Raw genomic sequence first — 20,820 nt, 5'->3', positions numbered from 1 at the left:
TCTTTTTTACATTTAAATTTTAAGGTTGAAAGTAGCATGAGTTTAGACCGTGTGCCGGCCGGCAACAATTTGCCAGAAGAATTCAATGTCATTGTAGAAATTCCCATGAATGCGGATCCGGTCAAATACGAAGTCGATAAAGACTCCGGCGCGGTATTCGTGGATCGCTTCATGCTGACTGCCATGCATTATCCCTGCAACTACGGCTACATTCCGCAAACCATATCTGACGATGGGGATCCCGTCGACGTATTGGTGCTGGCTCCGTTTCCAATCCAGATCGGGGCAGTCATTCGCTGCCGTTCCATTGGCGTCTTGATGATGGACGACGAAGCAGGCGGCGATGCCAAGGTGCTGGCCGTGCCGGTCGACAAGCTATATCCTCCTTACCGCCATATCCAGAAGCCGGAAGACTTGCCGACTGAAGATCTCGCCCGCATTCAGCATTTCTTTGAACATTACAAAGATCTGGAAAAAGGCAAATGGGTCAAGGTCAAAGGCTGGGAAGGCCGTGACGCCGCCATTAAGGAAATCCGCGATGGTGCTGATCGCTACGCGAAAGGTGGCAATTAAATGAACACGATTATTCCTTTGCTTCCTGTTGCTGCGATTCCTGTAGCGGGTTCCGATGCCGTGTTTCCTGTGCGCCGTGTTTACTGCGTTGGCCGCAATTACGCGGAACACGCCAAAGAAATGGGGTTTACCGGGCGCGAGGATCCTTTTTTCTTCAATAAGCCCGCCGATGCATTGCTTAATGTGGCTGATGGGCAGGTCGGCCTGATGGCTTACCCGCCCAAGACGGCGAATCTGCATTATGAAATCGAGCTGGTTGTCGCTTTGGATAAAGGCGGACGCGATCTGACTGTCGAACAGGCCGCTGCATGCGTATGGGGCTACGGTATTGGCCTTGACATGACGCGCCGCGACTTGCAAGGCGAAGCCAAGAAACAGGGGCGGCCATGGGAAGTTGGCAAGGCGTTTGATCAGTCTGCGCCGGTTGGTCCGCTGCATCCGCGCGAACAAGTCGGCACACTGGATTCCGGTGCTATCTCGCTAAGCGTCAATGGCGCCGTCAAACAGTCCAGCGATTTGTCGCAAATGATCTGGAATGTGGCCGAATCCATTGCCTACTTGTCAGGCTTGTTCGAGCTCAAAGCCGGCGATATCATTTTCACCGGAACCCCCGAAGGCGTAGGCCCTGTGGTAACGGGCGATACCCTGGTTGGCGCAATCGCCGGTCTGGGCGAGCTTCATGTGAAAATCGGCTAGTCTTGTATTAGAATCTGTTCACTTGTCATTTAAAATACCTACATCTCGAAAGGAACACCATGGCTACTAAAATTCTTGCATCTCTGGCATTGATCGGTTGTTTTGCTTTGGCAGGTTGCAATACCATGGCCGGCGCTGGCGAAGACATCAGCAAGGCGGGTAATGCTATTACCAGGTCTGCAGATAAATAAAGCATTAGGCCGGGGTTAATCCTGGCCAACTCAGTTTGCATAAAAAGAAGCGCCTGCGTGTAAACGCAGGCGCTTCTTTTTATCTGGCACTATCGTATGCGTGCGGCGACGGTTCAGTCTGTCAACGAAAGTCCGGTTTCTTTCACAAACTTATCCCAGCGCTTATATTGTTCGACCGTATATTTGTCCACGCTGGGGCCATCGGTGCCTACCACGTCAAATCCCAAGGCAGTCAGCTTTCCTTTGACTTCGCTGTCATTCAGCGCTTTCTGGAAAGCGGTAGTCAGCGTGTTGGCTACGTCGTCCGGTGTCGCTGCAGGGGCAAATATGCCTATCCACGAGTAGGCTTCGTAGCCGGGGAAGCCTGATTCCTGCACTGTGGGTGTATTGGGTAAATCGGGCAGGCGAGTGGTGCCAGTAACTGCCAAAGGTTTGATCTTGCCGGCTGCGATGTGCGTTTTCATTGCCGCGTAGCTGAGCATCGTAAAGTTGACCACATTGCCCAGCACAGCTTGCACAGCTGGCCCGCCGCCGCCAAACGGGACATGAAGAATCTCGACTTTTGCCTGGCGCTTCAGATCTTCGGCTGCAAGGTGATTCAGTGATCCGGCTCCTGTCGACCCATAGCTGAACTTTTCAGGTTGGTTCTTGGCTATTGCCAGGAATTCCTTCAGATTCTTACCAGGCGTGGCCTCGGAAGCGCCAATGACCAGCGGGAAGCGTAAGGCAAATGCAATGCCTCGGAAGTCTTTGAAGGTATCGTAGGGAAGATCCGACTTTACGATGGGATTGATGGCGTGCGTGTCAAAGCTGACCAGCAAAGTGTTGCCATCGGGTTTTGCACGTGCAACATACTGGCTGGCGATCTGGCTGGCTGCTCCGGGTTTGTTTTCGACAATAACGTTCCGATCAAGCAGTTCAGCAAGCTTGGGCTGAATAATGCGGGATGCGATGTCGGTGCTGCCGCCCGGGGGGAAGGGTACGACCAGCCTGATAGGTGCAGTGTCGGCGCTGGCAATGCCCACCATTGAGAGCGCCAGCAAACATGAGGCGCCAATTTTGGTCAGAAAAGCTGCTGATGTAGTCGACATTCAAGATTCCTTTATTGAGGCGACTGTAAGTAAAGACCAGTTCAGTATAACTAGTTAGGGAAATGTTCAGTTAGCCGTGTATTGAATGCCCATTCCTTACCATTATTGCCGACCAGCGAGGCCTCAGTGATTTTTGCTTCTGGAACCTTGGCATCGTAACTTACGCGCAGACGAAGGTTAGGCAAGGTAATGACGTAGTTATCTTTGTCATCCTTGTCGATACTGGCCATGGCCAAAGTCGCAAGGGTTTGCGCTACGGATTGCGGTTGTCGTGCGGCAATGACAATGTCGGTCAGATTCTTAGCGCCATTATCGTGCTGCATGAATGGCTCGGCCCACACCAGTTCCGGCGTCAAGTGTTGGCAAAAATAAACCCTTAGCCCTGCTAGGGGTTGTACTGAAAACCTGACTGTGTCGAAGCGTGCCGTATGCGTGGCGCCGTTCAAGACGAGCGCACGTTCCAGCCGTTGAACCGGGTTAACGGCAAACCCTTGGCTTTTCAGGTATTCGAAGGTTTGCCCAGCGTTGTTGCTGCGCAAGACCAGGGCATCCAACCCTTCGGGTGAATCGGCAATTTCCTTGCGTGCGGGCGGTTTGCCTTGTGGCCATCCAAGCAGCTCGATATAGGCGCTGTCCAGGGTAATCAGGCGGTTGATGGAACCCAGATTATGGATAGACAGGTCGGTCAGGGTGTAGCCGTCCTGTTCAAACCGGGGGGCCAGGTCTGTCAGGCGATCTCTCACCATCAGTACTAGGTGGTCAAACGCTAAGGGTTCCATGTCGCTAATCCTATAAGTTGTTCGTACGCAAGCGGCTGGCCGGCTGCTTTCTTGTTCGTCTAGGGATTATATCGGTGGCCTATCCAGGGAAGGGGCCTGCGCGTAATAAAACCGTCACCCGAACGTAATCCTTACGTCATACGCCGTCTCTATGATGCTGGACATCGAAGGCGGCTTGTGTCGCCCGGCTTTTTGGGGATACGTAAATGAACTCAGTGATTCGAGTTAACGGGTTGAATAAAAGCTTCGGCGGCAAGCAAGTCCTATTCAATATGGGGCTGGCAGTCCAGCCTGGCGAAATGGTGGCGCTGATCGGAGCGTCAGGGTCCGGCAAGTCAACGCTGTTGCGCCATATTTCGGGTCTGGCTTGTGGCGATTCCAAAGGGGCAAGCTCAATCGAAGTTCTGGGTCGTCCCTTGCAAGCCGATGGCAACCTTAACCGCCAAGTCCGCCGCTTGCGCGCGGATATCGGCTACATCTTCCAGCAGTTCAATTTGGTAGGGCGCTTAAGTGTTTTGCGCAATGTCTTGTTGGGTTGCCTGGGCCGCATGCCTCGCTGGCGCGGTTCACTGGGAATGTTTACATCCGAAGATAAAGAATTGGCCATGGCAGCGCTGGAAAGAGTGGGCCTCGCCGAATTCGCCCATCGCCGCGCATCCACGCTATCCGGCGGGCAGCAGCAGCGTGTCGCCATTGCGCGGGCATTGACCCAGCGCGCGGAAATTATTCTTGCCGACGAACCCATCGCTTCACTGGACCCCGAGTCCGCACGCAAAGTGATGGAAATTCTGGCCGACATCAACGAGAAAGACGGCAAAACGGTTTTGGTCACATTGCATCAGGTCGACTATGCCATGCGTTACTGCGAAAGAGTGGTGGCGTTGAAGTCGGGGCATATCCATTTCGACGGTTCGGTTGATGCACTGAGCCGTGAATTCTTGAGCGAGCTTTATGGCGGGGACCTGGAAGCGCCATTGGTGCTGCCCGAGCCTGTCGCGCGCCGGCCGGCAACGCGTCCTTTGTCGCTTGTCGCCGCGTAAAGGCTTCGCTCCAACCATTTTCAACTGATTCAGACAAGCTAATGAAGCACTACAGGAGTATTGATATGTTTAAAAATATGAAGCAGCTTGCTTTGGCTTTGGCGCTAACCGGCGTGACAGCATTTGCTTCCGCCAGCGCCGCCGATACCAAAGAATTGAACTTTGGCATTATTTCAACCGAGTCATCGCAGAACTTGAAAGGTATGTGGGAGCCTTTCCTGGCCGAGATGAGTGAGCGCACGGGCATGAAGATCAACGCTTTCTTCGCTCCTGATTACGCCGGCATCATCCAGGGCATGCGCTTTGATAAAGTTGACGTCGCCTGGTATGGCAATAAATCTGCGATGGAAGCCGTAGATCGCGCTAACGGCGAAGTGTTCGCGCAAACTGTGGCAGCCAATGGAAATCCAGGCTACTGGAGTTTGCTGATCGCGCATAAAGACAGCCCCATCAATTCGGTGGAGGACATGCTCAAGAATGCCAAGGACCTCACATTCAGCAATGGCGATCCAAACTCAACATCCGGCTATCTGGTGCCGGGCTACTACGTTTTTGCCAAGAACAATGTCGAGCCGGCCAAGGTGTTCAAGCGCACATTGAATGCCAGCCATGAGGTCAACGCGCTGAGCGTGGCCAATAAGCAGGCCGATGTTGCCACGTTCAACACCGAGGGCATGGAACGTCTGGAAGAAACCAACGCCGCCAAGGCTGCGCAGCTTAAAGTCATCTGGAAGTCGCCACTGATCCCGTCCGATCCTATCGTATGGCGCAAGAACTTGCCTGAAGACGTCAAGAAAAAAATTGGTGATTTCTTTGCCAACTATGGCGCTAACGAGAAAGAACTTGCTGTGCTGGCAGGCTTGCAGTGGGGCAAGTTCCGCGCCTCCAGCGACGATCAGTTGTTGCCTATCCGCCAACTGGAACTGTTCAAGCAACGTAGTCAGGTAAGCGCCGACGATACCTTCAAGGCGGCCGAGAAAGAGGCCAAGATCAAGGAAATCGATGCCAGCCTGGCAAAGCTGAATGCGCGTATGGAAGCGCTAGACAAGAAAGTAGCCAGCGCCAAGTAAATGGCCTATGTCTTCGCCCGGCGCGTGGCCGGGCGAAGATCAATTTATCCGGAACCCGTTTTACATGACTGCTCTTACTGTATCCGCATTGGCTGATTCGCAGCAAAAGCGCCCCTGGTATCAATGGCTGGGCTGGGCCTTGTTGGCCGCCGCCCTGGCTTGGTCCTGGAAGGGCGCCGAAATGAATCCGGCCATGTTGTGGCGCGACGCGAGCAATATGCGCGAATTTGCCGCTGACTTTTTCCCTCCGGATTTCCGGTACTGGGAGCTGTATCTTAAAGAAATGGTCATTACAGTGCAGATTGCACTGTGGGGAACCGTCCTGGCGATCGTGTGCTCGATCCCGCTGGGAATCTTATGCTCGGAAAATATCGCTCCGTGGTGGGTGAGCCAGCCAGTGCGCCGGGTGATGGACGCATTTCGCTCCATTAACGAAATGGTTTTCGCCATGTTGTTTGTGGTGGCCGTCGGGCTGGGCCCGTTTGCCGGTGTGATGGCACTGTTTATTGGTACGACTGGCGTGTTGGCCAAGCTTTTCGCCGAGGCGGTCGAAGCCATTGACCACGGACCGGTCGAGGGCGTCAGGGCTACAGGTGCAAGCGCGTTGCAAGAGGTCATCTACGGCGTGATTCCGCAAGTGCTGCCGCTATGGATTTCGTATGCGCTGTATCGCTTTGAATCGAACGTGCGTTCCGCCACCGTGGTCGGCATGGTAGGTGCGGGCGGCATTGGCGTCACGCTTTGGGAAGCCATACGTGGCTTTCAGCTTGCCCAGACCTGCGCCATCCTGATCATCATTATTGTGGTGGTAAGCGCTATCGACATTGTTTCGCAGCGACTGCGCAAATTCTTTATTTAAGGAAACCAGGGTCAATGCCCTTGGTTAGGTATGAATATGACTGTAGAAAATGAACCGGCAGGATCGGCAGGGCGCCAGCACTGGATGAGCGTGCTGGCGCGTGCCGGCGGACAACTCGATGCGTATGGCGAGCAACTGCGCGCATCGGCTTACCGCCTGATTCGTCCGCCTGAAATTGGCATGGTAATGGTGCGAGGTCGTGTCGGCGCCAGCGGCGCCGCATTCAATCTGGGAGAGATGACGGCGACCCGTTGCGTTGTACAACTGGAAAATGGCAGCACTGGCCATAGCTATGTCGCTGGTCGCAGCAAGCCGCACGCGGAACTTGCCGCCCTGGCCGATGCGCATTTGCAGGGCGACCGCCAACAGCATTGGCTGGACTGCCTGATAACTCCTTTGGCCCAACAGCAGGCGCAGACGCGCGCAGCCAAAGCGGCGCAAAGCGCGGCGACCAAAGTGGACTTCATGACGCTGGTGCGAGGAGAAGACTAATGGATAGCACATTACTGCTACCGGCATTTTCCGATGCCGTCGCACAGACTCAACAGACATTCCGCCTTGCCATGACTGCCATGTCGGAACCGGGAACAACTCAGGTCGTTGATGGCGCACCGTCACTGGATGTGCTGGCTCCCGCCACCTACGCCTTGTGCCTTAGCCTGCTGGATGCCGATACACCGGTCTGGCTGGCGCCGGCTCTGGATACCCCTGTGCTGCGTGCGAACCTGGCCTTCCATTGCGGTTGTCCGGTGGTGGAAGATCGGACCGATGCGGCGTTTGCGCTGCTCACAGAAAATGAACTGGTCGATCTTCAGGGCTTTAACCAGGGAACCGATCGCGACCCTGACCAGTCCTGCACGCTGTTCGTCCAGCTGCCAGGGTTGGAGCAGGGGCCTGCCGTGTCGTGTCGTGGACCCGGTATCGAGCGGGAGCGCGCCTTGCGCCTGCCGTTGAAACCTGCTTTCTGGCAAGAGCGCAATGCATCCAACGCCTTTCCCAAGGGGCTGGATATTTTCTTTACTAGCGGGGAAACGCTGATGGCGTTGCCGCGCAGCACCCGCGTGCAGTACAGCGTGCAAGAGGTGGTTTGAATGTATGTAGCCGTAAAGGGTGGTGAAAAAGCCATTGATAATGCCCACGCCTTGCTTGCCGCAAAGCGGCGGGGCGATGTTTCAGTACCAGAGCTGAGTGTCGAGCAGATACGCCAGCAAATGCCGTTGGCTGTTTCGCGCGTGATGAGCGAGGGTTCGTTGTACGACCCGCAGCTGGCCGCCTTGGCAGTCAAGCAGGCGGCAGGTGATTTGATGGAAGCGATATTTCTGCTGCGGGCCTACCGCACGACGTTGCCGCGTTTTCTGGCCAGCCGTCCCTTGCAGACCGAGAGCATGAGCCTGGAGCGCCGTATTTCGGCGACCTTCAAGGATTTGCCAGGTGGGCAGTTATTAGGGGCAACGTTCGACTATACGCACCGTCTGCTGGACTTTTCTTTGCTGGCCGAAGGTCTTGAGCCCCCGGCGCCTGAGGCGGCTCAAGCGCCAGAACATCAAGCACCGTGCCCACGTGTCGTGGATATGCTGGCGGAAGAAGGGCTATTGGCAATTGAAATCGACCGTGGCCTGAACGTTCCCGATATCACACGCGAGCCCATGGATTTTCCCTCGAATCGCCCGCAGCGCTTGCAAGCATTGGCTCGCGGCGACGAAGGATTTCTGCTGGCCCTGGCGTATTCCACCCAGCGTGGATACGGCCGCAATCACCCGTTTGCCGGCGAAATTCGCATCGGCGATATCGAAGTCTGGATAGAGCCTGAAGAACTGGATTTTGCGGTTCCCCTGGGCGATATCGAAGTGACCGAATGCGAAATGATTAATCAATTCGTGGGTAGCAAAGACCAACCTCCTCAGTTTACGCGGGGTTACGGCCTGGCTTTTGGCAACGCCGAGCGCAAGGCTATGGGGATGGCGCTGGTTGACCGCGCCCTGCGCGCCGATGAATACGGTGAAGACATCGAGTCGCCCGCGCAGCAAGAGGAATTCGTCCTTATGCACTGCGACAACGTTGAGGCGGGTGGCTTTGTTTCGCATTTGAAGCTGCCGCATTACGTGGACTTCCAGTCCGAACTGGATTTGATCCGCAAGCTGCGCCGGCCGTCTCCTGCTACAGAAGAGATCATCCAGGAGAAAAGGGCATGAACGGACAGACACAAGAAGCCGGCATGACCGACGGCTATAACTTTGCCTATCTTGACGAGCAAACCAAACGCAGTTTGCGGCGCGGTTTATTAAAGGCTGTAGCGATCCCGGGTTACCAGGTTCCATTTGGCGGCCGTGAAATGCCTTTGCCATATGGTTGGGGGACAGGGGGCATGCAGGTAACGGCTGCCATATTGGGGCAAGACGATGTGCTCAAGGTCATTGACCAAGGGGCCGACGACACGACAAACGCGGTGTCGATCCGACGCTTTTTCACTCGCACGGCAGGTATTCGGACTACCGAGCGTACAGTGGAAGCCAGCATCATTCAGACGCGCCACCGCATTCCTGAGACGCCGCTGCAGAAGGGCCAAATCCTGGTCTACCAGGTGCCTATTCCAGAACCTTTGCGCTTCATCGAGCCTTCCGATTCGGAAACCAAAGCCATGCATGCTTTGAATGACTATGGCGTCATGCACGTCAAGTTGTACGAAGACATCGCGACCTATGGCCATATCGCCACGGCTTACGCCTACCCCGTCATGGTCAACGATCGCTACGTCATGGACCCGTCGCCCATTCCCAAGTTCGACAACCCCAAGCTCAATATGAGCCCTGCGCTGATGTTGTTCGGAGCGGGGCGCGAGAAGCGCCTTTACGCATTGCCTCCGTTTACGCGGGTGGAAAGCCTGGATTTTGAAGACTACCCGTTCGAGCTCCCCACATGGGAGCAAAGCTGCACGTTCTGCGGCAGTGCCGAATCTTATCTGGATGAACTGATTGTGGATGACAACGGAAATCGGGAATTCGTATGTTCCGATACAGACTATTGCCAGGAACGCTGCGCACTTCAAGGGGCAACAGTATGAACCCCTTGTTGTCAGTACGTGATTTGACCTTGTTGTACGGCCCCGAGAAGGGCTGCCAGGCGGTGTCGTTTGATCTTTATCCCGGGGAAGTGCTGGGTATTGTCGGCGAGTCGGGCTCAGGCAAGTCGACGCTGCTTAGCGTCCTGTCGGGTCGCACGACGCCGGACAGGGGTTCGGTCACTTATCGCGATCAAAATAATTGCAACATAGATCTCTATGCGGCCAGCGAAGCGCATCGGCGCACCTTATTGCGGACGGAGTGGGGCTTTGTCGAGCAGAACCCTCGCGACGGGCTGCGTATGGGCGTGTCGGCGGGCGCCAATATCGGTGAGCGGCTGATGGCCCAGGGCGTGCGTAACTACGGTCAACTGCGCCAGTCCGGGCTGTCCTGGCTTAAGCAGGTTGAAATCGATCCGCAGCGCATCGACGACTTGCCTCGCACGTTTTCAGGCGGCATGCAGCAACGGCTGCAGATCGCTCGTAACCTGGTTTCGAGTCCACGTTTGATTTTCATGGACGAGCCGACTGGCGGCCTGGACGTATCGGTGCAAGCGCATTTGCTGGATATGTTGCGCGGTCTCGTACGCGAGTTTCAACTGGCCGTCGTGATCGTGACGCATGACCTGGCAGTGGCGCGCCTGCTGGCCGATCGCCTGATGGTGATGCGCCGCTCGCATGTCGTGGAGGCCGGCCTGACCGACCAGATACTGGATGATCCGCAACACGCTTATAGCCAGTTGCTGGTGTCTTCCGTTTTGCAGCCTTGAGGTAGAAGTATGACCCCCGTTATTGAAGTCAAAGGCTTGGCCAAGACCTTTACCCTGCATCAGCAGCACGGCACCGTATTGAAGGTCTTGCGCGAACTCAGTTTTTCCGTCAAGCCAGGTCAATGCCTGGCGCTACACGGGCGTTCCGGCGCAGGCAAGTCGACCTTGCTGCGCACGCTCTATGGCAATTACCTGCCCAGCACTGGCAGCATTCGTTTGCGCCATGCGGGAGAGGTGCTGGAAATGGTGGGTGCCGAGCCTCGCCAGACGCTTGCCGTACGCCGTTCGACGCTAGGCTATGTAAGCCAGTTCTTGCGCGTGATCCCGCGTGTCAGTTGCCTGAATGTCGTGATGGAACCTGCGCTGGCGCGTGGAGTGGCTCGCAGCGAAGCGCGCGAACGCGCCGAATCCATGCTGACGCGTCTTAACATCCCCGAGCGATTGTGGTCTCTGGCGCCGGGCACGTTTTCCGGCGGCGAGCAACAGAGGGTGAATATTGCCCGTGGGTTCATGGTTCCCTGGCCTTTGCTGCTGCTGGACGAACCCACCGCATCGCTGGACGACGCCAATCGGGCAGTGGTGCTGGAACTGGTTGCCGAAGCCAAGGCGGCCGGATCGGCGCTGATTGCCATTTCCCATGATGCCAAGGCGCGCGAGGGGATGGCTGATTGCTACCTGGACATGACGCTAGAGGAGCCGGCCCATGCCTGCTGAACAAATATTCACGAATGCCCGTGTAGTTACTGCCACTGATGTTTTTACTGGCACAGTTGCGGTGCTTGATGGCATGATCCACGATGTAAGCCATAGTCGCAGCAGTTTGCCCCAGGCCGAAGACCTGGAAGGCGATTATCTGATGCCGGGTTTGATCGAGTTGCATACCGATAACCTGGAAAAGTACATGAATCCGCGCCCAGGCGTGGACTGGCCTTCGGAATCGGCGGTGCTGGCGCATGATGCGCAGGTCATCTCGGCTGGTATCACTACCGTTTTCGACGCGCTGTCCATAGGCGATGTGAATCCGAAAGGCAATCGACTGCAGCAATTGCCGATTATGCTGAATGCGATTACACGAGCCCAAAGCCAGGGCCATACGCGTGCCGAACACCGTTTGCATTTGCGTTGCGAACTAAGCCATGCCAAGACGCTGGATGTGTTCCACGATTTGGTGGAAAGCCCGTTAGTGCAATTAGTGTCGGTAATGGATCACTCGCCCGGCCAGCGCCAATTCGTGAAGATGGAAAAGTACCGCGAGTATTATCAAGGGAAATATCATCTTAGCGATGCTGACATGGAAGCCTTTATCGAGCAGCAGCTTGATAATTCCCGCCAGTACAGCGACCGCTATCGACGCTCCATCGTTCAGGAATGCCACGACCGTTCATTATCGGTCGCCAGCCACGATGACGCGACCCTGGCCCATGCGCAGGAATCCGCCGATTACGGCATGAGCATCGCCGAATTTCCCACCACAGTGGAAGCGGCTGAAGCCAGCCACAGGCTGGGTTTGAAGGTGCTGATGGGGGCGCCCAATATTGTGCGCGGCGGTTCGCATTCGGGCAATGTGGCGGCGGCCGACCTGGCTTCGCAAGGTGTGCTGGATATTTTGTCCAGCGACTATTATCCGTCCAGCCTGCTGCAGGCGGCGCAGAAACTGTCCGATCAGGATGTGGGTTACGACGTCCCCTCGGCTGTCAGCACCATCAGCCTGTCGCCTGCACAGGCGGCCGGTCTGCACGATCGCGGGGAAATACGGGTTGGACTGCGGGCCGATCTGCTGCGGGTTCGTTCATGCGAAAAGCAATGGGTGGTGCGACATGTGTGGCGCAGCGGGACGCGCGTGTTCTGATGATGGGCCGCATCATCTACTTAATGGGGCCCTCAGGCGCAGGCAAAGACACCGTCTTGCAAGGCTTGTCCCGCTTGTTGGGCAGCGGCGGTTATCTTGCGCCTCGACTGGTCACCCGCGATTCGACGGCAGCGGGGCCGGAATCCGTCTCTGTAAGTTCGCAAGAGTTCCAGCGGCTGGAGTCGGCCGGAAAGCTGGCCATGGCCTGGCGAGCCAATGGCCTGTCCTATGGTTTCATGTGCGATATCAACAACCGATTGGTGCAAGGTTGTGATGTGCTGATCAATGGGTCGCGGGCCTATTTGCCGGAGGCGCAGCTTCGCTACGCAGATCTGGTGCCTGTGCTGCTTACCGTCGAACCCGAGCTGTTAAGGCAGCGCCTGCATGCGCGTGGCCGCGAAAACGACCAGCAGATCCAGCAACGCCTGGAACGCAATGCCCAGTTCGTTAGCCTGGATGCGGCCAAGAATGCCAAGCCCACAGTCGTTATTGATAATTCCGGTGATGTCGATCACACGGTCGAGACCTTGTATGCTTACCTGAAGAACGGACGGCCGCCGGAAGCCCTGGTTGCCGGGCGTTCCGCAACCCACGACTATTCGAGCCAGGTATGCAATTACGTTTATTAGGGACCGGGAACGCGCCCCAAGTGCCGGTTTACAACTGCCATTGCCTGGCTTGCGAGCGGGCCCGGCGTATAGCGGACTACCGGCGCGGCCCCTGTTCGGCACTGCTGGAGTGCGGCTCAGCGCGCTGGTTGCTGGACGCGGGCTTAACCGATCTTGCCGAACGTTTTGTGCCGGGCAGCCTGAGCGGCGTTATCCAAACCCACTACCATGCCGACCATGTACAGGGCCTGCTGCATTTGCGCTGGGGGCAGGGCATGCGGATACCGGTGCTTGGGCCGGACGACCCTCAAGGGTTTGCCGATTTATATAAGAACCCCGGCATACTCGATTTTTCGCAGAAGCTGATGCCGTTTCAAACGCGAGAGATGGGCGACTTCCTGCTGACGCCGTTGCCACTGAACCATTCAAAACTCACCTTGGGTTATCTGTTCGAAGGCGAGGGCAGCCGCATCGCTTACTTGACCGATACGGTGGGATTGCCGCCCGACACCGATGCTTTTTTGAAGGAACGGCCACTGGATCTTCTGGTCATGGATTGTTCTTTTCCGCCAATGCCGCAAGCACCGCGCAATCACAATGATTTGACCCGAGCGCTGGAAGTGATTGCGTCCTTGCCGGTGAAGAGAACCGTTTTGACCCACATAGGGCATGATTTCGACACGTGGCTAATGGACCCTGGCAATACGCTGCCTGAAAATGTGTCGATTGGCGTTGATGGCGACATATTGGCGTTAGCCTAACCGATGGGTTTACGCGGGTGGGCATCACGCCCATAGCCGCGCTACATTTTCTTGGCAGCCGACAGGATGTGCTGCATCATTTGCTGAACATAAACAGGCAGTGCGTCGGCGCTTCGCACACATAACAGCAAATTCCTGGATGCCCATTCATCGGTTAGCGGTATCCGTTTAATGCCTGAAGACCGTGCGCAGCGCATGGCCGCTGTCTTGGGCACCACACCGATGCCGATGCCTTGGCCCACCATTCTGCAGACCGCTTCAATGCTGCGCAAGCGTATCCGATAGCTGAGCTTTTTGCCCGCTCTGCGCGCATGATGTGCCACGTGTTCCTGCAGCGCGCTGCCTTCTATCAGGCCCACGAAATCGTAATCGGCGACATCGGCAAGGCTTAGGGAGGCGCGCTGCGCCAGTTCATGGGTTTTGGCTGTGATCAGCGTCAGCATATCAGGGCGGAAAGCATAGGTTTCCAGGCCCTGCAAATTGGCCGAGTCCGCCACGATGCCGATATCGGCTATGCCGTCGCGTATCGCGTCAGTGATTTCATAGCTTAGCCGCTCTTCCAGGTCGACCGATATTTGCGGATGCTGAGCCAGAAAAGCGCTAAGTATGTCGGGCAGGTATTCATCCAGCGCCGCTGTATTGCATAGCAGTCTGACATGCCCTTTAAGCCCTTGGCCGTATTGGTGGAGCTCGCCTTGCATGCGATCCATCTGTTGAAGGACGACGCGCGCGTGATGCAATAAGGCGCGTCCCGCCGGAGTCAACTGAACGCCACGCCGGTTGCGCACCAACAAGGCCACTCCCAAGACGTCTTCCATACCTTTGATGCGCTCGCTTGCCGAAGCCAAGGTCATGTGGGAACGATGGGCGCCGCCAGTGATGGTGCCTGTCTCGTGAACATTCAAGAATAAGCGTAGGTCAGTCAGGTCGAAGCGCATGCGGAAAAGCATAGCATGATCTGACTACGGCTAAACCTAAGCCAGGCTTAGTGAAATCCAGATTTCCAGCGCAGCGGAACCAGGGCAGAATAGGTTTCGTTTTTCACGAGTGGTGAACATCAATGGCCTATATCGAAGCATTTTCCCAACTGCCCCCGGGCATGTTCTGGCTGGTTGTCGGGGTGTTTACATTGGCCGGAGTGGTTAAAGGGGTGGTAGGCCTGGGCCTGCCCACGATTTCCATGGCCTTGCTGGCCTTGTTCATGGCGCCAGTGCAAGCCGCCGCGTTGCTGATTATTCCCTCTTTGGTTACCAACGTCTGGCAAACGAGGCCGTTGCGCGTACTGATGCCATTGCTGCGCCGGGTTGGCGGCATGCAATTGGGTATTGGGGCAGGGACTGTCGCAGGGGCTATAGTGCTTGGCGCGCCCGCAGGAGCATGGGCATCCATTTCGCTAGGTGTGGTGTTGCTGGCTTACGCCGTGTGGGGCTTCTTCGGCAAACCTTTCCACGTACCGGCCCATATGGAAAAATGGCTGGGGCCTGTCGCGGGTATAACGACAGGCTTTGTCACCGCAGGAACCGGCGTTTTTGTCGTGCCTGCCGTACCCTACCTGCAGGCGTTGGGGCTGGGGCGTGATGATTTGATCCAGACCATGGGTGTTTCATTCAGCGTTTCCACCGTGGCGTTGGCCGCGGGGTTGTGGATCAACGACAGCTATTCCTTTGGTGCCGCGGGTGCGTCATTGGTGATGCTGGCGCCGGCTCTGGCAGGCATGTATGCGGGCCAGTTGCTGCGCCAGTCGCTTTCACCCAAGGTTTTTCGCTACTGCATGTTCGGCAGCCTGGCGCTGCTGGGGGTGTATTTGGTCTGGGCGTAAAAGGGCGGATTTTGCCCAACTCGGCATCTCCGAATTGTTCGTGAACCGGCTTGCGTCGACACTGTCATCCTGACTATTTTTCAGGAGAGCGCTGTGCAAAAACGACGTTACGCGCAACGCGGGCAAGGCATGACCGAATACATTATTGTGGTTGCGCTTGTCGCAGTGGCTGCTATAGCGGTGTATCAATTATTCGGCCAAGTGGTCCGTTCCCAGACCGCCGCCATGGCTAAAGAATTGGCTGGGGAAGACGGTTCTGAGCAATCGCGCATGGCGCAAACAGCGGCTGAAGCGGCCGCTGCCCAAACCGCTGCCAAGAGTCTTAAATCTTTCACCGGCAACGCCGGGGCGCAATAATGGACGGCCGTGTCCTGGCGGGCAGACTGAGTGCACAGCAAGGGCAGGCGCTGGTAATGGGCATGCTGCTGGCAGGGGTCGCCATTGTGGTGTTTGTCCGTTACTTTGCCGCAGGCCAGGTCGTCGCAGCCAAAGCCAGGCAATTGCATGCGCTTGATGCGGCTGCTTATAGCGGGGCGCTTACGCAGGCTCGCGCATTGAATATGCTGGCTTACATCAATCGCGCTCAGGTCGGGCATCAGGTGGCCATGGCGCATCTGGTTACGCTGGGGTCATGGGCATCGTTGGGCGGGCATGAGGCACGTCAGGTGTCTGCTGGCAATCCGCCGTCCTATCTTATTGCCATGATGTTCGGGCCACAGCACGGCGCGGCCTATCAGGCGGCGCGAAAGGCCGCCGGTTTCGAGCTTATGGCTAATGCGTCGGGCGAATTGGGCCAGGCTTATGCCGCCCACGACAATACGGTGCGGGAGGTGCTCGCCGCGGTGCAGGGTGATGTCGTTGATGGCTTGCCGCATGTGCGGTGGGCCGCGATGCAGGCAGTCCTTCGGGCCAACTATCCAGATGCTTCTACCGACGACTTCGATCTCGTCATCGATCATGACAACTGGCCTGGTTATGTGCAGGCTTATTCGGGACAGCAGCTAAGGCCTTTTGTGCAGGGCGTTGCCCAGTTGTATGGTTTCTTGTCGCCGCGCGACTACACGGCATCCAACCCGTGGATGGTCGACACCAGTTGTCCACATTTACGGCATGAATTGCGTCGGCGGGGTAATACCGAGCTTGATGCAGCTGGGCGTTGGCATTCCATCGATACGCAGTCTTATCACGCGCTTCGTTCGAATAAGTGGATAGGCTGTTATTACCGCGAATACACGATGGGTTGGGGCTGGATACCCAGCGCTACATCACAGGCTATGTCGGATCCGTATGTAGATAATCCGCCTGCCGATTTTTCGGCACAGGATTTCTGGCGCTGGGTAAAGGAAGCTACCAATTGGGATATCTTGTCAGGCAGTGATAATCCGCTCGCCAACTCCAAAGCAGCGGCAAGCCGGCAGCGCTGGCAGGGCGGCGGTTTGCCAACTTATTTCGATATCGCCAGCGCTGGTAAAGCGCTGAGTTTTGGCGTCACATTGAAGCACTCGGGGCCGCAAGGCCTGATCATGAGTACACGCAGTGCTGCAGAGACTTTCTTTGATCGTCCCTTGTCACGTTTGGATGGCCGGGTCGAGCACGCCAATTTATTCCATCCTTATTGGCAGGCCAGGTTGGCCGCAGATGATAGTAATGGGCCTAACGCGCGAGGCCGGCAATGAATTACTCATTGCTCTGGCATGGTGACCACGTTATGGCTGAATCTGGCCAGCAACCCACAAGCGCCTTTCAGAAGGGGCAGGCTTTACTCGAAGGAATGATAGCGCTGCTTGTGTTGCTGTCTTTGTGGGTAGGGATAACTTGGCTGGGACGGCTTCAGGATATGGGGTTACAGGCAATGCATGCCAGTCGATACGCTGCCTTCGCGCTAGGTCGCGATCCGCTTGCCGATATAGAAACCGAGCTGCGGCAGCACTATTTTTCTGGCTCAGCCCATCAATGGGCAGACCGTCGGGGAAAGCGCTTGCTTGGAGAGGAGCTTGACGAGGTCAGCCTGTCAGCCACCCGCGACTCGGCTCTTGCCGCCGAGGCGCAAGCGGGCGGAGTTGCCGCTCATGCTCAATCCTTGCGGCATGGCTGGCGCCTTGAAGATAGCGGCATATTGGCAAGCCAGGTTTCGGTGGCTCCAGTATTTAAAGCGTCGTCATCGGTCGCTGATTCGTTTGCCGGTGGCTTGGCGGGTTTGGACACCCAGCAACTGGTATTGCGACGGCATACCGCCATTCTTACGGGGGCGGGTCATGCTTCGGGTGATTTGGAGGTTCAAAAAAGGGTGGCGGCATCTTCCGTGGCATGGGGAAACAATGCCAACGATTCGTATGTCCACGGCGCCAAGGTCGCTGGGGCAATGGCTTTGGTCGATGCCGCCTGGAATCGGACTGAGCCGGTATTTGATTGGCTGGAACCTTGGGCGGGGCAGGTGCCCGAGTTCCATATTGGGAACTAGGAGGTAGTATGGTGATCCACTCAGCGGTCAGCGGCGTTAGTCGTCGCAAAGGGGTAAGGTGGCCGCAGACGTGCGCCATCATGACAAGTTTTCTGGTCATATTGTGTGTCGTGGTTTGCTGCGGTGCTTCATTTGCGCAGGCAGCTCATGCTGTACGGGCACGCCTTGACGCGCTCGAGGCCAAGCCATTGCAATGGGAAAGGCTGCAGGCCATGCAGTTATCGGGTGTACCGGTGTATGTCAAAACTTTCTTATCCTCCGGTCCGGCTATCGAGGCAGCTCAATCATTGGCTAATCATGCCGATATATTCCAGCGTGTTCTCACGGCAAAAAACAAGATTGTGCTGTCGGGCATGGAGCCTGACTGGCATTGGCTGGCCGAGATCGAACCTACTGCAGCAGGGGCAAAGGGTTATGTGTCTGCCCTGTATGTGGATGCCAGGCGCCTAAGTCCGGCAACGGCTGGCACCGATGTGCGGTTTGGATGGCTGCCGTTGCATGCGCGCAAGCAGTTCGGCCAGGATATCTCGATCAAGTCGCAAACAGTGGCCCAGTATGTCTACAGTATCGCGCTCCAGCCTCAGGACCTATCAACGTACATTAATGAAAATCTGCGCCGGGAAGGTTGGATTAGCGAGCCTGCGGTTACTGACCTGGAGGGCGCCAGCGCCTGGCGTCGCAAGCATGCGCGGCTGATGCTGTTTCCCCATGCCAATACGGTGGGTACATCTTTGTTTGTCCATTACGTGGAATGAATCATGGCAAAAGGAAATCCCACCAGGCGGCCTTTCTTTAATAAATCCGTGGCAATGTTGCTGCTCGCGCTGGTTGCCGGCCTCTGTGCCGCCTGGGCCGCACGCCAGCATATACAAGGGCGTGTGCAGTTGCTGGAAGCCCAGGCGCGGGTGCCCATGGTAGAGCGCGTGGTTGCTGCTTACGATTTACCTGCGGGCACGCGCCTGGGAACAGAACATCTGGCTGTGCGGTCGATACCCGCTTCGATAGCTTCAAGCGACAGCATTTCTCCAGAGCGTTTCGGTGAGCTAAGCGGTACGGTCTTGCGCTCGCCCTTGCGGGCAGGGGACCCTGTGTTGCCGGCGCATGCCATGGCGCAACAACAGACTGCATTTTCAAACCATCTGGCTAGCGGCCGCCGGGCTATTACCATGCCAGTGGATGCGATCAATTCGGTTTCCGGGTTATTGCAGCCGGGCGATCTGATCGACTTGTATGTATCTTTCGAGTATCAGCGCCGTCGGATTACGGCGCCGCTGCTGCAAGGTGTCTTAGTGCTGGCTACTGGTGCCAATACCCAGCATGTACAGGACTCGGCCCAATTGCGCCAGGGCGCCTACGCTACCGTTACGCTGGATGCGGCTCCCGAAGATGCAGTGAAGCTGGTCGCTGCCCGCCAGGGCGGGACTATTACAGCCGTACTACGTCACCCGCACGATAGCCTCTCTACTCAGAAAGCGGTTCGTGGCGATTTGGCGAGCCTGCTGGGGGTAAGCACAACGCCTCCGCCGACGAGTAAGAAAGTGCCCGTTATCTATGGCAATAGCGCAGTGCGCAGTGTTCCAGGGCTGGCGCCAAAGCCATCTTCGCCGACGCCGGCAACTGGCGTTTTTGATCTGCCATATACCCCTGCTTTGGCGAGTGCCTGGATGCGTTCGGGACTGGATAGCCCCGACACCGCGCACTACTACGAGACTGCGGCGTCCTTGCCGCAGGCAGATGCCGGGCTCGAATAGGCGTTCGTCATGAATCCAAAAATCATTTCCAATACTCTGGCGTCATTGCTTTTAGCAGCGTCCTTTGGCGCTCTCGCACGGCAAACCAGCGTGTTGAGCTTGCAGGTCGGAGAAGTCAAAGTGCTGGCCATACCTGATGTGGCCCGTGTTGCGGTGGGCGACGGCCAAGTGCTCAATGCTGTCACCACCGACGAAAAAGAAGTGATCGTTTTTGCTCGTCACGAAGGCTCCAGTGCCTTGCAGATATGGTCGGCCAATGGGCAACGCCATTTATATCAGGTCGAGGTCGCGCCAGAAGGTACGCGGCAGGCTCAGGAAGAATTGCGTAGCGTACTCGAGCGTATCCCCAATGCGCGTGTGTCGGTGGTCGGCGACAAGCTGATGGTAGAAGGCGATGACTTGTCAGACAGGGAGCGTGAGCGAGTTGCAGAACTGAGCAAGCGCTATCCTCAGCTACTCGACTTTACCAGCCAGGTCGGGTGGGACCGGATGGTGTTGCTGGATGTTCAAGTGGTGGAGGTGCCGCGCACCCAATTACAAGAGCTGGGTGTGCGCTGGAATCCAGCCGCCGATGGCGGTATCAATACCGGACTGTCTTGGGACGGCGGGTCGAAACGTTTAGATGAACGGCCCGGTGAAACTGTACTGCCGATGGCCTTTCCCTCTACCGCGGCGGCGGGGTATTTCGGCCTGAATGCGTTGCTGTCGGCGCGTATCAACGCGATGGCGCAAACCGGCAGCGCAGTCGTATTGGCACAGCCGCAACTGCTTGCTCGCAGCGGAGCCACCGCAGAGTTCCTCGCCGGGGGCGAGGTTCCGTATTCGACAGTGGATGCCAAAGGCAATACGAATACGTCATTCAAGCCCTATGGCGTATCGCTCAGGATCACGCCGCAAATCGAGCGCAATGGCGCGGTGCGTTCCCGTATTGAAGTGGAAGTCAGCTCAGTCGATGCTTCGTTTGCTGCGTCTAACGGACCTTCTCTGAAAACGCGACGAGCATCGACAGAGTTCAATGTGAGGTCGGGGCAGACCCTGGTTTTGGCTGGCTTTCTTTCGCGCGACGAATCACGCAATGTGGATAAGGTGCCGGGGCTGGGCGATGTTCCGATTCTGGGTCACTTATTCAAGTCCACTCGTTTCCAACGCAACGAAACCGAACTGGCCATATTCGTTACGCCGGTTGTGGTGGCTCCTGATCATCCCGATTTGATGCGGCGCGTGCAGAAAGGCTTAGATATCCTCCATGATGCATTTCCCGCAGAGCCTGTTCTGAATGTCCCGGTACACGCCAATAATGGCTTGCCCGCAGGGCAGCAGGCTTACTGGAATCCCTGGGCCGGATCAGGTTCCCAGTGGGACGACTCCAGTTCGCCAGCACCGTCTTCCATGCCTGAAAGTGACCTTCGTACGGGCATGAATCAGCATCATTTTTTGGAGTAAG

25 protein-coding genes are annotated in these 20,820 nt (G+C 56.6%); 22 read left to right on the top strand and 3 right to left on the bottom strand.

Translation table 11 applies throughout. The features are described 5' to 3' along the window. The first annotated feature begins 36 nt into the window (after positions 1 to 36). Genes ppa through ABWO67_RS02190 form a run of 3 tightly spaced genes read left to right on the top strand, consistent with a single transcriptional unit; the run spans position 37 to position 1,460 of the window. Positions 37 to 573 carry an inorganic diphosphatase gene (gene ppa, locus ABWO67_RS02200; protein WP_353146859.1) on the top strand — a complete coding sequence of 179 codons (537 nt, stop codon included), beginning with the start codon at positions 37 to 39 and terminating at the stop codon, positions 571 to 573. After that, complete coding sequence (locus tag ABWO67_RS02195; RefSeq protein WP_353146856.1) at positions 574 to 1,269, top strand: fumarylacetoacetate hydrolase family protein; 696 nt, start codon at positions 574 to 576, stop codon at positions 1,267 to 1,269. 59 nt (positions 1,270 to 1,328) lie between these two features. Continuing rightward, the gene (locus tag ABWO67_RS02190; protein ID WP_353146853.1) at positions 1,329 to 1,460 is read left to right on the top strand and encodes an entericidin A/B family lipoprotein; all 132 of its coding nucleotides are present in this window, start codon (positions 1,329 to 1,331) and stop codon (positions 1,458 to 1,460) included. Between the two features lie 113 nt (positions 1,461 to 1,573). Here the strand turns inward: ABWO67_RS02190 and ABWO67_RS02185 are convergent, their stop codons facing one another. Both ABWO67_RS02185 and ABWO67_RS02180 read right to left on the bottom strand, forming a co-directional pair. After that, complete coding sequence (locus tag ABWO67_RS02185) at positions 1,574 to 2,551, bottom strand: Bug family tripartite tricarboxylate transporter substrate binding protein (RefSeq protein WP_502929947.1); 978 nt, start codon at positions 2,549 to 2,551, stop codon at positions 1,574 to 1,576. A 50-nt stretch (positions 2,552 to 2,601) separates the two neighbouring features. Next, a complete protein-coding gene (locus ABWO67_RS02180; RefSeq protein WP_353146850.1) occupies positions 2,602 to 3,330 on the bottom strand; it encodes a VOC family protein in 729 nt (242 codons plus the stop codon). 206 nt (positions 3,331 to 3,536) lie between these two features. Here ABWO67_RS02180 and phnC point away from each other — a divergent pair, with 206 nt between their 5' ends. The 12 genes from phnC to phnP all read left to right on the top strand — a co-directional run bounded on the left by phnC (position 3,537) and on the right by phnP (position 13,345). Beyond that, positions 3,537 to 4,370 carry a phosphonate ABC transporter ATP-binding protein gene (phnC, locus tag ABWO67_RS02175; RefSeq protein ID WP_353146847.1) on the top strand — a complete coding sequence of 278 codons (834 nt, stop codon included), beginning with the start codon at positions 3,537 to 3,539 and terminating at the stop codon, positions 4,368 to 4,370. Between the two features lie 65 nt (positions 4,371 to 4,435). Continuing rightward, on the top strand, positions 4,436 to 5,440 hold the full coding sequence (gene phnD, locus ABWO67_RS02170; RefSeq protein WP_353146844.1) for a phosphonate ABC transporter substrate-binding protein: 1,005 nt from the start codon (positions 4,436 to 4,438) through the stop codon (positions 5,438 to 5,440). A gap of 64 nt (positions 5,441 to 5,504) precedes the next feature. After that, positions 5,505 to 6,299 (top strand): phosphonate ABC transporter, permease protein PhnE, encoded by a 795-nt coding sequence (gene phnE, locus ABWO67_RS02165; RefSeq protein WP_353146842.1) that lies wholly within the window; start codon positions 5,505 to 5,507, stop codon positions 6,297 to 6,299. Between the two features lie 36 nt (positions 6,300 to 6,335). Beyond that, on the top strand, positions 6,336 to 6,791 hold the full coding sequence (gene phnG / locus ABWO67_RS02160; protein WP_353146839.1) for a phosphonate C-P lyase system protein PhnG: 456 nt from the start codon (positions 6,336 to 6,338) through the stop codon (positions 6,789 to 6,791). Next, positions 6,791 to 7,390, top strand: coding sequence for a phosphonate C-P lyase system protein PhnH (phnH, locus tag ABWO67_RS02155; RefSeq protein ID WP_353146836.1), 600 nt, complete (start codon positions 6,791 to 6,793; stop codon positions 7,388 to 7,390). The genes phnG and phnH overlap by 1 nt, the downstream gene beginning before the upstream one ends. Continuing rightward, positions 7,391 to 8,491 (top strand): carbon-phosphorus lyase complex subunit, encoded by a 1,101-nt coding sequence (locus ABWO67_RS02150; RefSeq protein ID WP_353146833.1) that lies wholly within the window; start codon positions 7,391 to 7,393, stop codon positions 8,489 to 8,491. Continuing rightward, on the top strand, positions 8,488 to 9,360 hold the full coding sequence (locus ABWO67_RS02145; protein WP_353146831.1) for an alpha-D-ribose 1-methylphosphonate 5-phosphate C-P-lyase PhnJ: 873 nt from the start codon (positions 8,488 to 8,490) through the stop codon (positions 9,358 to 9,360). The genes ABWO67_RS02150 and ABWO67_RS02145 overlap by 4 nt, the downstream gene beginning before the upstream one ends. Next, positions 9,357 to 10,127 (top strand): phosphonate C-P lyase system protein PhnK, encoded by a 771-nt coding sequence (phnK, locus tag ABWO67_RS02140; protein ID WP_353146828.1) that lies wholly within the window; start codon positions 9,357 to 9,359, stop codon positions 10,125 to 10,127. The genes ABWO67_RS02145 and phnK overlap by 4 nt, the downstream gene beginning before the upstream one ends. A gap of 9 nt (positions 10,128 to 10,136) precedes the next feature. Beyond that, a complete protein-coding gene (gene phnL, locus ABWO67_RS02135; RefSeq protein ID WP_353146825.1) occupies positions 10,137 to 10,841 on the top strand; it encodes a phosphonate C-P lyase system protein PhnL in 705 nt (234 codons plus the stop codon). Further along, entirely contained in the window at positions 10,831 to 11,976 is a 1,146-nt protein-coding gene (locus ABWO67_RS02130) for an alpha-D-ribose 1-methylphosphonate 5-triphosphate diphosphatase (RefSeq protein ID WP_353146822.1), read from the top strand. Before phnL ends, ABWO67_RS02130 begins: the two co-directional genes overlap by 11 nt. Continuing rightward, positions 11,919 to 12,605: a phosphonate metabolism protein/1,5-bisphosphokinase (PRPP-forming) PhnN gene (gene phnN / locus ABWO67_RS02125; RefSeq protein ID WP_353146819.1), complete on the top strand. Its 687-nt coding sequence runs from the start codon at positions 11,919 to 11,921 to the stop codon at positions 12,603 to 12,605. Before ABWO67_RS02130 ends, phnN begins: the two co-directional genes overlap by 58 nt. Beyond that, entirely contained in the window at positions 12,587 to 13,345 is a 759-nt protein-coding gene (gene phnP, locus ABWO67_RS02120) for a phosphonate metabolism protein PhnP (protein WP_353146816.1), read from the top strand. The genes phnN and phnP overlap by 19 nt, the downstream gene beginning before the upstream one ends. Before the next feature lie 41 nt (positions 13,346 to 13,386). On the opposite strand, the gene ABWO67_RS02115 is transcribed toward phnP, so the two are convergent. Beyond that, positions 13,387 to 14,283, bottom strand: a complete 897-nt coding sequence (locus tag ABWO67_RS02115) for a LysR substrate-binding domain-containing protein (RefSeq protein WP_353146893.1) — start codon at positions 14,281 to 14,283, stop codon at positions 13,387 to 13,389. A 122-nt stretch (positions 14,284 to 14,405) separates the two neighbouring features. On the opposite strand from ABWO67_RS02115, the gene ABWO67_RS02110 reads away from it, so the two are divergent. The 7 genes from ABWO67_RS02110 (at position 14,406) to ABWO67_RS02080 (ending at position 20,819) form a co-directional block, all read left to right on the top strand. Further along, the gene (locus tag ABWO67_RS02110; RefSeq protein ID WP_353146813.1) at positions 14,406 to 15,164 is read left to right on the top strand and encodes a sulfite exporter TauE/SafE family protein; all 759 of its coding nucleotides are present in this window, start codon (positions 14,406 to 14,408) and stop codon (positions 15,162 to 15,164) included. A 129-nt stretch (positions 15,165 to 15,293) separates the two neighbouring features. After that, entirely contained in the window at positions 15,294 to 15,521 is a 228-nt protein-coding gene (locus ABWO67_RS02105; RefSeq protein WP_353146891.1) for a hypothetical protein, read from the top strand. Next, positions 15,521 to 16,840: a hypothetical protein gene (locus tag ABWO67_RS02100; protein ID WP_353146811.1), complete on the top strand. Its 1,320-nt coding sequence runs from the start codon at positions 15,521 to 15,523 to the stop codon at positions 16,838 to 16,840. The genes ABWO67_RS02105 and ABWO67_RS02100 overlap by 1 nt, the downstream gene beginning before the upstream one ends. A 32-nt stretch (positions 16,841 to 16,872) precedes the next feature. After that, positions 16,873 to 17,625, top strand: coding sequence for a pilus assembly protein (locus ABWO67_RS02095; RefSeq protein ID WP_353146809.1), 753 nt, complete (start codon positions 16,873 to 16,875; stop codon positions 17,623 to 17,625). 8 nt (positions 17,626 to 17,633) lie between these two features. Beyond that, a complete protein-coding gene (locus ABWO67_RS02090; RefSeq protein ID WP_353146806.1) occupies positions 17,634 to 18,380 on the top strand; it encodes a hypothetical protein in 747 nt (248 codons plus the stop codon). 3 nt (positions 18,381 to 18,383) lie between these two features. Then, on the top strand, positions 18,384 to 19,376 hold the full coding sequence (gene cpaB, locus ABWO67_RS02085) for a Flp pilus assembly protein CpaB (RefSeq protein ID WP_353146804.1): 993 nt from the start codon (positions 18,384 to 18,386) through the stop codon (positions 19,374 to 19,376). A 9-nt stretch (positions 19,377 to 19,385) separates the two neighbouring features. Then, positions 19,386 to 20,819, top strand: a complete 1,434-nt coding sequence (locus ABWO67_RS02080; protein ID WP_353146802.1) for a type II and III secretion system protein family protein — start codon at positions 19,386 to 19,388, stop codon at positions 20,817 to 20,819. Position 20,820 lies beyond the last annotated feature (1 nt).

It is taken from the genome of Pollutimonas bauzanensis, from assembly GCF_040393045.1.
In the GTDB taxonomy this organism is placed as follows: Bacteria; Pseudomonadota; Gammaproteobacteria; order Burkholderiales; family Burkholderiaceae_B; genus Pollutimonas; species Pollutimonas bauzanensis_A.
Note: the sequence above shows the minus strand (reverse complement) of the source record. Positions and strands in the feature narration are given on the sequence as shown.

Excerpts from the sequence above, each read along its gene's own strand:
- ppa (WP_353146859.1), top strand. The coding sequence starts at position 37 with ATGAGTTTAGACCGTGTGCCGGCCGGCAACAATTTGCCAGAAGAATTC.
- ABWO67_RS02195 (WP_353146856.1), top strand. The coding sequence starts at position 574 with ATGAACACGATTATTCCTTTGCTTCCTGTTGCTGCGATTCCTGTAGCG.
- ABWO67_RS02190 (WP_353146853.1), top strand. The coding sequence starts at position 1,329 with ATGGCTACTAAAATTCTTGCATCTCTGGCATTGATCGGTTGTTTTGCT.
- ABWO67_RS02185 (WP_502929947.1), bottom strand. The coding sequence starts at position 2,551 with ATGTCGACTACATCAGCAGCTTTTCTGACCAAAATTGGCGCCTCATGT.
- ABWO67_RS02180 (WP_353146850.1), bottom strand. The coding sequence starts at position 3,330 with ATGGAACCCTTAGCGTTTGACCACCTAGTACTGATGGTGAGAGATCGC.
- phnC (WP_353146847.1), top strand. The coding sequence starts at position 3,537 with ATGAACTCAGTGATTCGAGTTAACGGGTTGAATAAAAGCTTCGGCGGC.
- phnD (WP_353146844.1), top strand. The coding sequence starts at position 4,436 with ATGTTTAAAAATATGAAGCAGCTTGCTTTGGCTTTGGCGCTAACCGGC.
- phnE (WP_353146842.1), top strand. The coding sequence starts at position 5,505 with ATGACTGCTCTTACTGTATCCGCATTGGCTGATTCGCAGCAAAAGCGC.
- phnG (WP_353146839.1), top strand. The coding sequence starts at position 6,336 with ATGACTGTAGAAAATGAACCGGCAGGATCGGCAGGGCGCCAGCACTGG.
- phnH (WP_353146836.1), top strand. The coding sequence starts at position 6,791 with ATGGATAGCACATTACTGCTACCGGCATTTTCCGATGCCGTCGCACAG.
- ABWO67_RS02150 (WP_353146833.1), top strand. The coding sequence starts at position 7,391 with ATGTATGTAGCCGTAAAGGGTGGTGAAAAAGCCATTGATAATGCCCAC.
- ABWO67_RS02145 (WP_353146831.1), top strand. The coding sequence starts at position 8,488 with ATGAACGGACAGACACAAGAAGCCGGCATGACCGACGGCTATAACTTT.
- phnK (WP_353146828.1), top strand. The coding sequence starts at position 9,357 with ATGAACCCCTTGTTGTCAGTACGTGATTTGACCTTGTTGTACGGCCCC.
- phnL (WP_353146825.1), top strand. The coding sequence starts at position 10,137 with ATGACCCCCGTTATTGAAGTCAAAGGCTTGGCCAAGACCTTTACCCTG.
- ABWO67_RS02130 (WP_353146822.1), top strand. The coding sequence starts at position 10,831 with ATGCCTGCTGAACAAATATTCACGAATGCCCGTGTAGTTACTGCCACT.
- phnN (WP_353146819.1), top strand. The coding sequence starts at position 11,919 with ATGCGAAAAGCAATGGGTGGTGCGACATGTGTGGCGCAGCGGGACGCG.
- phnP (WP_353146816.1), top strand. The coding sequence starts at position 12,587 with ATGCAATTACGTTTATTAGGGACCGGGAACGCGCCCCAAGTGCCGGTT.
- ABWO67_RS02115 (WP_353146893.1), bottom strand. The coding sequence starts at position 14,283 with ATGCGCTTCGACCTGACTGACCTACGCTTATTCTTGAATGTTCACGAG.
- ABWO67_RS02110 (WP_353146813.1), top strand. The coding sequence starts at position 14,406 with ATGGCCTATATCGAAGCATTTTCCCAACTGCCCCCGGGCATGTTCTGG.
- ABWO67_RS02105 (WP_353146891.1), top strand. The coding sequence starts at position 15,294 with ATGACCGAATACATTATTGTGGTTGCGCTTGTCGCAGTGGCTGCTATA.
- ABWO67_RS02100 (WP_353146811.1), top strand. The coding sequence starts at position 15,521 with ATGGACGGCCGTGTCCTGGCGGGCAGACTGAGTGCACAGCAAGGGCAG.
- ABWO67_RS02095 (WP_353146809.1), top strand. The coding sequence starts at position 16,873 with ATGGCTGAATCTGGCCAGCAACCCACAAGCGCCTTTCAGAAGGGGCAG.
- ABWO67_RS02090 (WP_353146806.1), top strand. The coding sequence starts at position 17,634 with ATGGTGATCCACTCAGCGGTCAGCGGCGTTAGTCGTCGCAAAGGGGTA.
- cpaB (WP_353146804.1), top strand. The coding sequence starts at position 18,384 with ATGGCAAAAGGAAATCCCACCAGGCGGCCTTTCTTTAATAAATCCGTG.
- ABWO67_RS02080 (WP_353146802.1), top strand. The coding sequence starts at position 19,386 with ATGAATCCAAAAATCATTTCCAATACTCTGGCGTCATTGCTTTTAGCA.